This is a genomic window from Nonomuraea sp. NPDC050404, assembly GCF_040655495.1.
Taxonomy (GTDB): Bacteria; Actinomycetota; Actinomycetes; order Streptosporangiales; family Streptosporangiaceae; genus Nonomuraea.
In genome coordinates this window covers 382,793-396,231 of sequence record NZ_JBFAKB010000004.1, presented here as the reverse complement: position 1 = coordinate 396,231, position 13,439 = coordinate 382,793, and the positions used below count along the sequence as shown (strand labels likewise).

The 13,439-nt window shown below is 71.0% G+C and carries 12 protein-coding genes; 8 read left to right on the top strand and 4 right to left on the bottom strand.

What is annotated here, in order from left to right; all coding sequences use genetic code 11:
* Window positions 1-55: 55 nt before the first annotated feature.
* Window positions 56-1,213 carry a LacI family DNA-binding transcriptional regulator gene (locus AB0I81_RS13315; protein ID WP_360654932.1) on the top strand — a complete coding sequence of 386 codons (1,158 nt, stop codon included), beginning with the start codon at window positions 56-58 and terminating at the stop codon, window positions 1,211-1,213.
* 31 nt (window positions 1,214-1,244) lie between these two features.
* Here AB0I81_RS13315 and AB0I81_RS13310 read toward each other — a convergent pair whose 3' ends face one another.
* From AB0I81_RS13310 to AB0I81_RS13295, 4 genes are read right to left on the bottom strand one after another with little or no spacing between them, the layout of a single operon-like run.
* On the bottom strand, window positions 1,245-2,102 hold the full coding sequence (locus tag AB0I81_RS13310) for a nucleoside hydrolase (RefSeq protein WP_360654929.1): 858 nt from the start codon (window positions 2,100-2,102) through the stop codon (window positions 1,245-1,247).
* A 27-nt stretch (window positions 2,103-2,129) separates the two neighbouring features.
* Window positions 2,130-2,948 (bottom strand): carbohydrate ABC transporter permease, encoded by an 819-nt coding sequence (locus AB0I81_RS13305; protein WP_360655525.1) that lies wholly within the window; start codon window positions 2,946-2,948, stop codon window positions 2,130-2,132.
* Between the two features lie 5 nt (window positions 2,949-2,953).
* On the bottom strand, window positions 2,954-3,841 hold the full coding sequence (locus tag AB0I81_RS13300; RefSeq protein WP_360654926.1) for a sugar ABC transporter permease: 888 nt from the start codon (window positions 3,839-3,841) through the stop codon (window positions 2,954-2,956).
* Window positions 3,838-5,106 (bottom strand): sugar ABC transporter substrate-binding protein, encoded by a 1,269-nt coding sequence (locus tag AB0I81_RS13295; RefSeq protein ID WP_360654923.1) that lies wholly within the window; start codon window positions 5,104-5,106, stop codon window positions 3,838-3,840. The genes AB0I81_RS13300 and AB0I81_RS13295 overlap by 4 nt, the downstream gene beginning before the upstream one ends.
* A 188-nt stretch (window positions 5,107-5,294) precedes the next feature.
* Between AB0I81_RS13295 and AB0I81_RS13290 the strand changes: the two genes are divergently transcribed.
* Genes AB0I81_RS13290 through AB0I81_RS13260 form a run of 7 tightly spaced genes read left to right on the top strand, consistent with a single transcriptional unit; the run spans window position 5,295 to window position 13,348 of the window.
* Complete coding sequence (locus AB0I81_RS13290) at window positions 5,295-6,734, top strand: pectinesterase family protein (protein WP_360654920.1); 1,440 nt, start codon at window positions 5,295-5,297, stop codon at window positions 6,732-6,734.
* Window positions 6,735-6,738: 4 nt separating this feature from the next.
* Window positions 6,739-7,977 carry a hypothetical protein gene (locus AB0I81_RS13285; RefSeq protein ID WP_360654917.1) on the top strand — a complete coding sequence of 413 codons (1,239 nt, stop codon included), beginning with the start codon at window positions 6,739-6,741 and terminating at the stop codon, window positions 7,975-7,977.
* Between the two features lie 51 nt (window positions 7,978-8,028).
* Window positions 8,029-8,931: a nucleoside hydrolase gene (locus AB0I81_RS13280; protein WP_360654914.1), complete on the top strand. Its 903-nt coding sequence runs from the start codon at window positions 8,029-8,031 to the stop codon at window positions 8,929-8,931.
* Between the two features lie 19 nt (window positions 8,932-8,950).
* Window positions 8,951-9,868 (top strand): transketolase, encoded by a 918-nt coding sequence (locus tag AB0I81_RS13275; protein WP_360654911.1) that lies wholly within the window; start codon window positions 8,951-8,953, stop codon window positions 9,866-9,868.
* Window positions 9,865-10,815, top strand: a complete 951-nt coding sequence (locus tag AB0I81_RS13270) for a transketolase C-terminal domain-containing protein (protein WP_360654908.1) — start codon at window positions 9,865-9,867, stop codon at window positions 10,813-10,815. Before AB0I81_RS13275 ends, AB0I81_RS13270 begins: the two co-directional genes overlap by 4 nt.
* Before the next feature lie 30 nt (window positions 10,816-10,845).
* On the top strand, window positions 10,846-12,342 hold the full coding sequence (locus AB0I81_RS13265) for an FGGY family carbohydrate kinase (RefSeq protein WP_360654905.1): 1,497 nt from the start codon (window positions 10,846-10,848) through the stop codon (window positions 12,340-12,342).
* The gene (locus AB0I81_RS13260; protein ID WP_360654902.1) at window positions 12,332-13,348 is read left to right on the top strand and encodes a sugar-binding transcriptional regulator; all 1,017 of its coding nucleotides are present in this window, start codon (window positions 12,332-12,334) and stop codon (window positions 13,346-13,348) included. Before AB0I81_RS13265 ends, AB0I81_RS13260 begins: the two co-directional genes overlap by 11 nt.
* Window positions 13,349-13,439 lie beyond the last annotated feature (91 nt).

Here is a 13,439-nt window from a genome sequence, read left to right as displayed (position 1 = left end):
TGTGGACCTGGGTCGCGACCGTAAGCTTGGGTCGTGACAGCCGGGGGTGAGACGCGTGGTGACCCGCAATGACGTGGCGCGGCTGGCGGGTACGTCGCCCGCCGTGGTCAGTTATGTGATGAACAACGGTCCCAAGCCCGTGTCCGAGGCGGCCAGGAGGCGCGTGCTGGCCGCGGTCGAGCAGCTCGGTTACCGGCCGAACGCCGTCGCCCGATCGCTGCGTTCGCGCCGTACCTGGACCATCGGGGTGATCGCCTCCGACAGTGCGGGCGGCACCAGTCCGTTCTTCGGGCAGTTCACCCGGGCCTGCGAGGAGGTGGCCTGGCAGCGGGGTTACTCGGTGCTGCTCGGCAACTCAGCCGAGGATCCGGCGCGGGCGGAGGAGTATGTCAGGCGGTTCCTGGAGCGGCAGGTGGACGGGCTGGTGCTGATGCGGGTGCCGGTCTCGCATGAGCGGGCGGAGGAGATGCGGGGTCGTGTCCCGGTCGTCACCATCGACCACACCGCGCCGCCGCACTTCTCCCGGCTCGCGGTGGATGACGTGCAGGGCGGTTTCCAGGCCACCCGCCACCTGGTGGAGCATGGGCATCGGCGGATCGGGTTCGTCGGGGGGCCGATGGACATCACGCCCGTCAGGCTCAGGGCCGCCGGCTGGCGCCGGGCTCTTGGAGAGGCCGGACTGCTGTCCGACGGAAGCGGACCGCCTGAAGGAAGCGACGTGCCCGATGGAAGCGGACCGCCTGACGGAAGTGGCGTGCCCGGTGGAAGCGCGCAGCCTGACGGGAGCGGGCCGCCTCACGGGAGCGGCGTGCCTGATGGGGGCGGGCTGGTTGCGGAGGGGGCGTTGAGTTTGGAGGGTGGGTACGACGCGGCGTTGCGGCTGCTGTCCCCGGCCGGGCGGCCCACCGCGCTGTTCGCCTCCATCGACGATCAGGCCATCGGCGCCATGCGGGCCGCCGCCGACCTCGGGCTGCGGGTGCCGCAGGATGTGGCGGTGGTGGGGTTCGACGGGGCCAGGGAGGCGGCGTACACGGTGCCGGGGCTGACCACGGTCAGCCAGCCCATCGGCGAGATGGCCAGGCATGCCACGGAGACGCTGGTGGCGGCCATCGAGAAGGAGAGCGAAGGGCCGCTCACCAGGACTTTCACCGCCACCCTCGTGACCCGCGGCTCCTGCGGCTGCCCCGAACCCCGCCTGCACCGCCAAGCCTGAGATCGGAGGGTGGCGGCGGCCGGATCTGAGGTCAAGAGGCGGCGGCTACTATGCGGCGGACGATCTCCTGGGCGACCGGGGTCGCCGGGGCCGAGGTGGTGATGCGGGTTCGGCCGCCGCCGGGCTCGAAGGTGGTCGATCCGTCCGTACCGACCGTCACGTGGCCTTCCTCGCTGAAGGCGAACAGTTCGGGCGCCACCATGGTCAGCACCGTGATCGGGTCGTGCGGGCAGTTCCACTCCTCGTTCCAGAACCGCCACCACTGCTCGATCTCCGCCTTCAGCGCCTCCCCCAGCGGCCCGGCCGCCGCGATGGCCGACACGGCCGCGGCGTCCATCCGCACGGTGGTGGTGATCTCCAGGCCGGTGACGGTGATCGGGGCGCCCGAGCCGAAGACGATGGCCGCCGCCTCCGGGTCGCACTTGAGGTTGTGCTCGGGCGCGGGATCGTCGAAGCGCCCGCCCATGATCCACAGGTGGCGTACGTCGCGGGCGAAGGCCGGTGCGGCGGTGATCGCCCGCGCGATGTTGGTGAGCGGCCCGACCGCCACCACGTCCACCTCGCCGGGCGCCGCGGTCACCCGATCCACCAGGTACGCCACCGCGTCCCCCTGGTCCACCTCCTGCTCGGCGAGGTCGGGGAACAGCCGGCCCTCGTGCCCGGCCCACCAGACGTCCCGGCCGGTCAGGGTCTCGGTGGCGCCGGGGATGACGGTCAGGGGACGGGAGGCCAGGCCGGCCAGGCGCTTGGCCAGGCGGGCCCGCAGCAGCGTGTCGCCGTACACGGTCGTGCCGCCCAGCAGGTCCACCTCCGGCGAGCCGAGCAGGACGGCCAGCGCCAGGGCGTCGTCCACGTCGGTCCCGATGTCGGTGTCGAAAATGACGCGCATGCTTGGTGACCTCTCTTGGTGCGCGGGCTACTTCAGGCCCGTGGTGGCGATGGACTGGGTGAAGTGGCGCTGGAAGCGCAGGATGATCAGGAGCGGGATGACCGTCAGCACGATCGAGCCCGCGAAGAGCTGGCCGTAGTCGATGGTGAACTGGCCGCGCATGTTCGACAACGCGATCGGGCCGAGCTGGTGCGCGGCGTCGGTGCCGATGAGCAGCGGCCAGACGTAGGCCTGCCACTGGAAGATGAACAGCGTCAGCCCGGCGCTCACCAGTGCGGGCCGCGAGAGCGGCAGGTAGATGCGGGTGAACACGCCGAACCAGCCCAGCCCGTCGATGCGGGCCGCCTCGACCAGGTCGCCGGGGATGGCCAGGAAGAACTGCCGCAGCAGGAAGATGGCCAGGCCGTGGCCCAGTCCCGGCAGGATCAGGCCGGCGTAGGTGTTGGTCAGGTCCCAGTCGCGGAACAGCGTGGCGAGCGGGATCGCGATGGCGTCGAACGGGATGAGGAAGCTGAGCACCACGATCGCGAACAGCGCGCCCTGGCCCCTGAACCGCAGCGCCGACAGCCCGAACGCCGCGGCGGCCGAGATCAGCAGGCCACCGGCCACGGTGACCAGCGCCACGAACAGGGAGTTGAGAATGGCGCGGCCGAAGTCGCCGGTGGCCAGGCGTGCGTAGTTGCCCAGGGTGGGGTCGGCGGGCACCAGCGTCTGCCACGAGAGCCGCGAGATGTGCTGGAAGATGTCCGAGCCGCCGCGCAGCGAGCTGGACAGCGCCCACAGCAGCGGCAGCGCGAAGGCCAGGCCGATCACGGTGGCGAGCAGGGTGTAGAGGCGTCTGGTCATCACGGTCAGGCCCTTCCGCCGCGCAGGAGCCGGAACTGCACGGCGACCACCGCCAGCACGAGCAGTACCAGCAGGGTCACCTCGGCCTGCGCCATGCCGAGGTCGCCGACGGTGTAGGCGCGGGTGAAGATGTCGTACATGGTGACGTTGGTGGAGCCCTCGGGGCCGCCGTTGGTCAGCATCTGTACGGGCGCGAAGACCAGGAAGTTCGACACCGTGTCCGCCACCAGCACGAACGCCAGCGGCCTGCGCAGCAGGGGCAGCGTGACGTGCCAGAACCTGGCCCACGCCGAGGCTCCGTCGATGGCGGCGGCCTCGTACAGGGACTCGGGGATGTCCTGGAGGCCGGCGATCAGGAACATCATCCAGTAGCCGACGCCGATCCACGACAACAGCACGATCAGCGACCACAGGGCCTGGCCCGGTGAGGTGAGGAAGGGCTGCCGGGGCAGGCCGAGCACGGTCAGCACCGAGTTGAGCAGGCCGTCGGGGCGGTAGGCGACGCTCCAGATGGCGGCCGACACGGCGGGTGGGACGGCGATCGGCAGGATCACCAGCACCCGGAAGAAGCGCACGCCCGCGAAGCGGCGGGTGAACAACACGGCGAGAGCGAGCGCGGCGGCGATCTGCAGCGGGTTGACGATCAGGCTGAAGACGAGCGTGACCCGGACGCTCTGCAGGAACGTCGGGTCGGCGAAGAGCGCGGCGTAGTTCTCCAGGCCGACGAACGAGGTCCGGCCGGTGAGCAGGCTCGTGTGGTAGAGGCTGTCGGCGAAGGCCATGCCGGCCGGGATCAGGCGCAGGAGCAGGAGCGCGACCAGGGCGGGGGCCAGGAAGGCCAGCGAGATGAGCACCGGGCGGCCCACGCGCGGGCGAGGGGGGCTCGAAGTCATCGCAGGCGCGCCCAAGCCGTGGTGATCTGCTGGGTGGCCTGCGTCAGTCTTGTTCTCGGGTCCGAGCCGTTGCGGATGTCGGCGAACGCCTTGGTCATGATGTCCTCGAACTGGATGTAGCCGATCGACCGGGGCCGCGCGACGGCCGTGTGCCCGGCGTCGTACGTCATGATCTTGCCCACGCCCTCGCTCCTGTCGCCGCCAAGCGCTTCGAGGGTGGGCAGGTACCGCTCGAAGGCGGCGCGGTTGGCCGGGATGACCGTGGTGGCCTTGGTGGTCAGCAGGTTGCCTTCGGGGTCGAGGGCGGCGTACTCGAGGAACTGGCGGGCCAGCCGCTGCTTGTTCGAGGCCGGGTTGATGCCCCAGGACCAGGAGCCCGTCGGGGTGACCTGCTTGCCGCCGGCGAAGTAGGGGTAGGGCGCCACGCCCCAGTCCAGCCCCTTGGCCTGCGCGAACGTCCCGACGTTCCACGGGCCGCCGGCGTGGAAGGCCACCTTGCCCTCGGCGAACAGCGGAGAGGTCTGGAACGAGCCGACCCCGCGTGGCGCGAGCCCGCCGGTGAACAGGTCGCGATACCAGGTCATGGCCTTGATCCAGCCGTCGGTGGTGAGCGCGGGGGTGAGCATGTCGGGGCCGGTGATGCCGGAGCCGCCGCCAAGGGACTCGGGCAGGCTCTGGAGCTGGTAGTACTGCTCGATCTGCTCGGGGATGACCGCCCACTGGGCGCCGCCGCGCGCCTGCGCCTGCTTGCCGGCCTCGACCGTCTGCTCCCAGGTCCAGCGCTTGGCCGGGTCACCGGGCGGCGGGGGCACGCCGGCCTTCTCCAGCAGGGTCCTGTTGTAGAAGAGGAACTGGTCGGAGGTCCAGATCGGGACGGACCAGAGCTTGCCGCGGTGCTCGTTGACCTCGTACTGGGCGGGCAGGGCGGCCTGTTTGACCCGGTCCTTCAGGTCGCTGAGGTCGGCCAGGAAGCCGCGGGCTGCCAGCGCGGACACGCGCGGCTGGTCCACCGTGTAGACGTCGATCGAGTCGTCCCCTGCGGCCAGGCGCTGCTGGAGTGTGCTGTTGAGCTGGTCGAAGGGGATCTGGGTGTACTCGACCCGGACGCCCGGGTGCTTGGCCCGGAAGCCGTCGATGACCGGCTGGAACGTCTTGGGGTCCTCGGGGCCGACGAACCGAAGCGTGTCGGGCGCGTCTCCGGCGGCACCGCAACCGGCGGCCAGCACGATGGTCAGCACGCTCGCGATGGCCAGGCGTCTGTTCATCAGGAAGCTCCTTGGAGGCCGCTGACCAGGTGATTAACGGAGTCTACACGTGTCAACTCGGGTTAATGGCCGACAGCATGCCATGAATTCGGGCCTCCGAACAAGGCTCACAACTCTTGACCGGGCCTGTTAAGCGGTCTACATATATATTCACAGCCAACTATCCATTCGCTCAAGAGAGGCCGAATGTGAAGGCAACGATCCCGGTTCTCGTCATGGCGACGGCGCTCGCCTTATGCGTTCCGTCCACGGCATCGGCGGATGACGGTCCACGGCTCTCAGTCGCGGGACGCACCGGCGGGACCTGTGTCGACACCCCCCTGAAGATCACTTTCCCGGGCTCCGCGCCCACCCTCGGCACCACCGGGGCCATCGAGATCCGCCGGGCGGACGGCTCGCTCGCCGACCGCATCGAGGCGGCCACCGCCACGAAGGACAAGAAGAACATCGGCAGCGCGATCTCCGACACGGGGCTGCCGCACGACTGGTCGTACGAGTCGATCATGATCGACGGGCAGACGGCCTCCGTCTACCCGCACAAACAACTGGAGTACGGCCAGGAGTATTACGTCACCGTCGAACCCGGCGTCTTCCCCGGCTGGGACGGCGTACGGGACTGGCGTTTCACCACCAGGAAGCACCAGCCGCGCAACCCGCGCCACCTCACGGTCTCCGCCCAGGGCGCCGGTGACTTCTGCACCGTGCAGGGGGCCGTGGACGCCGTGCCCACCGGCAACACCAGGCCGGTGACCATCGACGTCAAGCGCGGCGTCTACACCGAGATCGTGTACGTGCGCGAGGACCGGCCGAAGATCACCGTGAAGGGCGCGGGACCGGGCCGCACCGTGATCCGCTACCCCAACAACGACCTGCGCAACGGCGACAAGGCGCTGGCGAACGGCGGCCCTGCCGACGTGTGCCCGCGCCGCGTGCTGGAGACCTCCGACCTGCACAACTGCTGGCGGCAGACGTTCGGCGTGGACGCGGCCGACTTCCGGCTGAGCGACCTGACCGTGCACAACACGACGCCGGACGGCGGCTCGCAGGCGGAGGCGTTCCGGGGCAACAACGACCGCATCGCGCTGGAGCGCGTGCACCTGCTCAGCAACCAGGACACGCTGCGGTTGCAGGGCAAGGGCTTCGTCACCGACAGCCACATCGCCGGGGACACCGACTTCATCTGGGGCACGGGGACGGTGCTCATCCAGGACTCGACGCTGGAGTCCACCGACGGCGGTTACATCTCGCAGAGCCGCAGCGACAACACGCGTCATGGCTACGTGTTCGTACGCACCAAGCTGACCCGCTCCCCCGGGGTGCCGGACGCGTCCGTGGTGCTGGGGCGCAGCGCCGTGTGGCGGTTCACGCACAGCCAGGCGGTGTTCATCGACACCAGGATGGACGCCCACGTGGCGCCGGTGGGCTGGCAGATCGATCCGAACGACTGCGCGCAGGCCCAGACGGCCTCGATGTGGGAGTACAGGAGCACCGATCTGTCCGGCCGGCCGATCGACACCTCGCAGCGGCTGGCCTGCTCCCGCCAGCTCACCGACGCCGAGGCCGCGCAGTGGCGCGACCCGAAGTTCGTCCTGGGTGGCTGGGACCCCGAGAAGCGCTGGACGGAGTGAGGACATGACGGACACACGAGCAAGCAGGCGCGCGGTGCTGGGCGGCGTGCTGGGCGGGGTCGGCGTCGCGCTGACCGGCGTGCCCGCGATGGCGGGCCCGGCCGCCGCCTCCTCACAGGGAAGCAAGCGGCCGCCCAGGCCGGTCGCTCCGGTGAACGCGGAGGCGGCGGCCAGGTTCGGCCCCGAGTACAAGACGCTGCCGCCCGCCGTCGCCGGCGTGGACATCGAGCCGCTCATCGGCATCTCCGGCGCCGAGGAGATCGAGGCCAGACGGCGCAAGATGGCCGACTTCATCTGGAAGGGCGCGGGCCCGCCCAAGACCCTTCCGTCGGTCGAGAAGGGGGTGAGCGTCCCCGACCTCGCCTCGCTCACCGGCGTGCGCAGGGTCGATCTGCTGACGGTCCCGCTGGACTACAGGATCACCGCCAAGGTGTACGACCTGCTGCCCAGGAAGGGCTGGAACCGCCGCCTGGCCCTGTACCACAACGGCCACGGCGAACCGCTCGACACCATGCTCCGCACCGTCCAGGCGCTGCTCGACCGGGGCTACCGCGTGATGGTGTACGCGATGCCCTTCCACCACTGGAACGGCGGCCAGCAGATCGAGGACCCGGCGAACCCGGGCACGATGTTGCCCAGCCCCTCACACCGGGAGCTGGTGCCGTGGGAGAGCGCGGAGTTCTCCACGCTGACGTTCTTCCTGGAGCCGCTCACCGTCACGCTCAACTACGCCCAGGCCACCTACCGCCCGGCCTCGGTCGAGATGCTGGGCCTGTCCGGCGGCGGCTGGACGACCACGGTGTACGCGGCGCTGGACCCCCGCATCACCCGCAGTTATCCGACGGCCGGTTCGCTGCCGTTCTTCCTGCGGGCCGCCTCGCCCAAGCCGAGCCCCACCACCGGCGACTGGGAGCAGACCAGGGCCTCCTTCCCGGAGTTCTACTCCTCCATCACCGCCGGGACGGCCGACGACTACCTGCAGATGTACGTCATGGCCTCGGTCGGCGAGAACAGGGGGCAGTTGCAGATTCTCAACCGGTTCGACGACTGCTGCTTCAACGGCGTGAGCCACCGCGTCTACCAGGCGCCGGTCCGCGACCGGGTGGCGCTGCTCGCCGGCGGGCGGCCCGAGCAGGGGCGTTGGGACCTGCTGGAGGACGCCACGCACGACGACCACACCATCTCGCCACACGCCCTCTCCGTGATCCTCTGGGATCTTGACACGGCAAATGTCACAACATAATATCGGAATATAGATACACTATTGAATAGATATTCAGGGAGCGGAGACCGCATGGCGGACAGGGCGTTTTCCCACCGGCGCCGAGTGATCGTCAACACCGATGCGAAGAATGAGGCGGACGACCAATTCGCCATCGTCCACGCTTTGCTCTCCCCGAGCCTGGATATCAGGGGCCTGGTCGCCGCTCATTTCGGCAACCGGCGCACCCGTACGAGCCTGGAGGAAAGCCGGGCGGAGATCGACCTGCTGCTGCGGCTGATGAAGCTCGAGGGCCGGGTGCCGGTGGCGGACGGCGCGCCGTACGCGGTGCCCGACACCGGCACCCCGGTCCGCGCCCCCGGCGTCGAGCTGATCATCGAGGAGGCCATGCGCGACGTGGCCGAGCCGCTGTACGTGGCCTTCCTCGGCCCGCTGACCGACATGGCGGCGGCCCTGATGCTGGAGCCGCGCATCGCCGAACGGGACGTGACCGTGATCTGGATCGGCGGCGGCGGGTACGACGGCCGCGGCCCCCAGACCGGCAGGCCCGAGTTCAACCTGTCCAACGACATCCTGGCGGCCAACATCGTCTTCTCCTCGGCGCTCAAGGTCTGGCAGGTGCCCGCGCCGACATACCGGATGATGGCCGTCGGCTACGCCGAGCTGGACGCGAAGGTCGCGCCGTGCGGCGAGATCGGCGAATACCTCGTCCGCCAGCTCGTCGAACACAACCAGGAGCGGCACGGGAACATCGAGTACCGCTCCCTCGGCGACTCCCCCGCGATCGGGCTCATGCTGCACCACGACTGCGGGCTCTGGACGGAACGGCCGGCGCCGAACTTCCGCTACGACGGCTCACTCGACTTCTCCGCCGACAACCGGCCGATCCGCGTCTACGAATCGATCGACGCGCGCTTCATCCACGAGGACTTCTTCGCGAAGCTGCGTGCTTTCGCGGACGGAAACAACCGATGAGAGGGAGGGACGAGGAATCATGCTGACGATCGGCGCGGGTGCGTACACCCATGACCTGCTCCTGCCCGACCACGACGCCATCGCCGAGTGGCGCAGGCTGCGCGACCGGCTCGCGCACGCCGACCGGGCGACCACCGCCGCCGCGCTGGCGACGCTGGCCGGCGGGATCCGGCGCACCGTGATCGGCACGATCGCGGCGGCCGGCATCGGCCACGCGGGCGGCGACCTGTCGGTGACCGACATCCTCACCACCCTGTACGGCGCCGTGCTGCGCGTCGATCCGGCCAACCCCGGCTGGCCGGATCGCGACCGGCTGATCCTGAGCAAGGGCCACTGCGCGGTCGCGTTGTACACCACGCTCACGACCTGCGGCTACTTCTCGGCGGAGCGGCTGAGCTCGTTCGCGGCCCCGCTGTCGCCGCTCAACGGCCATCCCAGCCGCAGGGCGGTGCCCGGCATCGAGACCAGCACGGGCCCGCTCGGGCACGGGCTGCCCGTCGGCGTCGGCATCGCGGTGGGGCTGCGGCTGCGCGGCTCCGCGGCCAGGACCGTGGTGGTGCTGGGCGACGGTGAGCTGCAGGAGGGCAGCAACTGGGAGGCCGCCATGGCGGCCGGGCATCGCGGGCTCACGTCGCTGACGGCCGTCATCGACCGCAACGGGCTGCAGCAGGGCGCGCGGACCAGCGCGACCAACGACCTGGAGCCGCTGGCCGACAAGTGGGCGGCGTTCGGGTGGGAGGCCGTCGAGGTGGACGGCCACGACCATCTGGCGCTGCTGGACGCCATCACCGCGCCGCACGACGCGGGCAAACCGCGCGCGGTGATCGCCAGGACCGTGAAGGGGCGAGGGGTTTCGTTCATGGAGGATCGGGTGGAGTGGCACCACAAGGTGCCGGACTCCGAGCAGGCCCGCCTGGCGCTTGAGGAACTGCGTTGATCGTTGAGGAACTGCACGACTGCAGAGACGCCTTCGCCGAGGAACTGACCCGGCTCGCGCGCGCCGACAGCCGCATCGTGGCCGTGTGCAACGACTCGGTGGGGTCGAGCAAGCTGGCCGGCTTCGCGAAGGAGTTCCCCGACCGGCTGGTCAACGTGGGGATCGCGGAGCAGGACATGGTGGGCATCGGCGCTGGTCTGGCCAACGCGGGCCTGGTGCCGTTCGTGTGCGGGGCGGCGACGTTCCTGACGGCGCGGGCCCTGGAGCAGATCAAGGCCGACGTCGCCTACAGCCTGGCCAACGTCAAGTTGTGCGGGATGAGCCCCGGGTTGTCCTACGGCGCGCTGGGGCCGACCCACCACTCGACCGAGGACCTGTCGTGGTTGCGGGCCATCGCGGACCTGCCCGTCATCGTGCCCGCCGACCCCGCGCAGACCAGCGCGGCCATCCGGTGGGCGGCCGAGACCGAAGGGCCGGTGTTCCTGCGGATCGGCAGGTTCCCCGTGCCCCAGGTGTCGCCGCCGGACGGGCCGGCCTTCACCTACGGGCGGGCGACCCGCCTGCGCGAGGGCGTGGACGCCACGATCGTGGCCACGGGCACCCTGGTGAGCCGGGCGATGGAGGCCGCCGCGCTGCTGGAGGCGCGCGGGGTGCAGGCGCGGGTGGTGAACGTGTCCACCGTCTCCCCCCTCGACCGGGAGGAGATCATGGCGGCGGCCCGGCAGACCGGGGCGGTCGTCACGGCCGAGGAGGCGGTGCCCACCGGCGGGCTCGGGGCGGCGGTGGCGGAGGTCGTGCTGGAGACGCGGCCTGTGCCGATGCGGCTGCTCGGGCCCCGTACGTTCGCGCCGACCGGGGAGACCGCGTTCCTGCTGGAGCACTTCGGGCTCACCCCCGACGGGCTGGCGCGGGCGGTGATGGAGGTGCTGGGACTTGAGCACGCGTGAGCATCCCCTGCCGTTGGGGGTGGACAAGACGTGAGCACGCCTGACAGTCCGCTCGTGCTCGGGGTGGATCAGGGCACGAGCGCGACCAAGGCGATCCTGGTGGACGCGAGCGGCGAGATCGTGGCGCACGCCTCGGCCCCGCTGGCCGTGCGGCACCCCGCGCCGGGCCTGGTCGAGCAGGACGGCGAGGAGTTGTGGCGCAGCGTCCTGGACGCGGTGTCCGCCTGCCTGTCGCAGTCGCCGCCCGGCCGGGTGGTGGCCGTGGGGCTGAGCGTGCAGCGCGAGTCGGTGATCCTCTGGGATCGTGACACGGGCGCACCCCTCGGACCGCTGGTGAGCTGGCAGGACCGCCGGGGCACCGAGTTGTGCGCCGGGCTGGCCGCCGACGGCGTGGCCCCCCTGGCGCGCCGGCTCAGCGGCCTGCCGCTGGATCCGATGTTCACCGCGGCCAAGGCGGCCTGGCTGCTGGAGCGGCACGGTCCCGGCTGCCTGGGCACGGTGGACTCGTGGTTGTTGTTCCGGCTGGGCGGCGGGCACGTGACCGAGGTCGGCTGCGCCTCGCGTACCCAGTTGCTGGACGTGCGGCGGCGCGCCTGGAGCCCGGAGCTGCTGGAGTTGTTCGGCGTGCCGGAGGAGGCGCTGCCCCGGGTGGTGCCGTCCACCGGGACGCACGCCGACGCGGGCGCGCTGCATCCGTCCCTGGCCGGGGTGCCGGTCACGGCGGTGCTCGGCGACTCGCACGCCGCCCTGTACGCGCACGCGGCCGGACAGCCGGGCCGGGTCAAGGTCACCTACGGCACGGGTTCGTCGGTGATGGGCCTGGCGACACCCGGCGGTGATGACGCGGCCCCCGAGGGGCTGTGCCTGACGATCGGCTGGCAGGACGACGACGCGCCGGCGTACGCGCTGGAGGGCAACATCCTGTCCGCCGGGGCCACGATCGCCTGGCTGGCCGGGGTTCTGGACGTCGAGCCCGAGGAAGTGGCGCGGCTCGCGACCCTCGGCCACCGGGGTAGGCTGCACATCGTGCCGGCGTTCGGCGGGCTCGGCGCGCCCTGGTGGGACGACCGGGCGGAAGCGATCATGACGGGCTTCGGCCTGGGCAGCCGGCGGGAGGACATGGCAAGGGCGGCGGTCGACTCGATCGGCCTGCAGGTCGGTGATGTCGTGTCCGCCATGGAGCGCGCGGCGGGCCCCGTCGAGGAGCTGCTGGCCGACGGCGGTCCCACCGCCAACGCCGACCTCATGCAGTGGCAGGCCGACGTGACCGGACTGGCGGTGCGGGTCGCGGCGCGGCCCGAGTTGTCGGCGCTGGGGGCCGCGCATCTGGCCGGGCTTTCCGGCGGTGTATGGTCCCGCCGGGAGTTGTCGGAGCTGCCCCGCCATGGCCGGCGCTACTCACCCGTTCTGCCGGTGTGCGAACGACGTCGCACGCTAGCAGAATGGCACTCGGCAGTGGCCCGGGCTCGCCACCGGACCAGCAGGAGCGGCGGAGCCGAAGCGGAGGCCAGCGATCGTGGGAGCTGACAGTCAGTTCGAGAAGGGCCGTACGGAGCCCGTGAGATTCACCGGTCGCCGGCTCAGCCAGGAGTCCGAACGCATGCGGCTGCTGGTGCGGGTGGCGCGCCTCTACCATGAGCACGGCGTGCGCCAGCCGCAGATCGCCGCGCAGTTGCGCATCTCGCAGCCGCGGGTGTCGCGGCTGCTCAAGGAGGCCGCGGAGATCGGCATCGTGCGCACGGTGGTCGTCGTGCCCAGCGGCGTGCACGCGCTGCTGGAGGAGGACCTGGAGCGCAAGTACGGCGTCGAGCAGATCATCGTGGTGGACGCCGCGGGCGAGGGCAACGACGTCGTGGCCGCGCTCGGCTCGGCCGGGGCGACCTACCTGGACGCCACCCTGATCGGCGGCGAGCACCTGGGCATCTCCTCGTGGAGCGCGAGCCTGCTGGCCACGGTGGAGGCCATGCAGCGCCGCCCGGTGCGGGTGGCCGACGAGGTCGTGCAGCTGATCGGCGGCGTGGGCAAGGGGTCCGCGCAGGTGCAGGCGACCAGGCTGGCCGCCCACCTGGCCGATCTGACCGGCGCCGAGCCGGTCTTCCTGCCCGCGCCCGGCCTGGTCGGCTCGGCGGTGGCGCGGCAGACGTTGTCGGACGACACCGTGGTGCGCCAGGTGGTCGAGGCGTGGTCGCGGCTGACGACCGTGCTGGTCGGGATCGGCAGCCTCAACCCGTCGCCGCTGCTGCAGGAGAGCGGCAACGCCATCTCCGAGGATGAGCTGGAGACGCTGCGCGGGCTCGGCGCCGTGGGTGACGTGTGCCTGCGTTTCTTCGACGCCGACGGGCGGCTGATCGACTCGCCGCTGGAGGAGCGCATCCTCGGCATCCCGGCCGCCGACCTGCTGCGGGTGCCGCGGCGCATCGCGATCGCGGGCGGGCGGCGCAAGACGGCCGCGATCCGGGCGGCGCTGAAGGGCGGCTGGGTCAACACCCTCATCACGGACGTCGGCGTGGCGGAAGAGCTGCTCAAGGACTGAGCCGTCTCCTCCGTCCCCAGCAGGGCCGTCGTGCGCTTCGCACGGCGGCCTTCGCCGTTCCTGGGTGCCCGCTGAGAGTTTACGCAGGCGT

Bases quoted from the DNA above. Each gene is read 5' to 3' on its own strand.
- AB0I81_RS13300 (WP_360654926.1), bottom strand. From the start codon at position 3,841: ATGACTTCGAGCCCCCCTCGCCCGCGCGTGGGCCGCCCGGTGCTCATC.
- AB0I81_RS13305 (WP_360655525.1), bottom strand. From the start codon at position 2,948: ATGACCAGACGCCTCTACACCCTGCTCGCCACCGTGATCGGCCTGGCC.
- AB0I81_RS13295 (WP_360654923.1), bottom strand. From the start codon at position 5,106: ATGAACAGACGCCTGGCCATCGCGAGCGTGCTGACCATCGTGCTGGCC.
- AB0I81_RS13285 (WP_360654917.1), top strand. From the start codon at position 6,739: ATGACGGACACACGAGCAAGCAGGCGCGCGGTGCTGGGCGGCGTGCTG.
- AB0I81_RS13275 (WP_360654911.1), top strand. From the start codon at position 8,951: ATGCTGACGATCGGCGCGGGTGCGTACACCCATGACCTGCTCCTGCCC.
- AB0I81_RS13310 (WP_360654929.1), bottom strand. From the start codon at position 2,102: ATGCGCGTCATTTTCGACACCGACATCGGGACCGACGTGGACGACGCC.
- AB0I81_RS13280 (WP_360654914.1), top strand. From the start codon at position 8,029: ATGGCGGACAGGGCGTTTTCCCACCGGCGCCGAGTGATCGTCAACACC.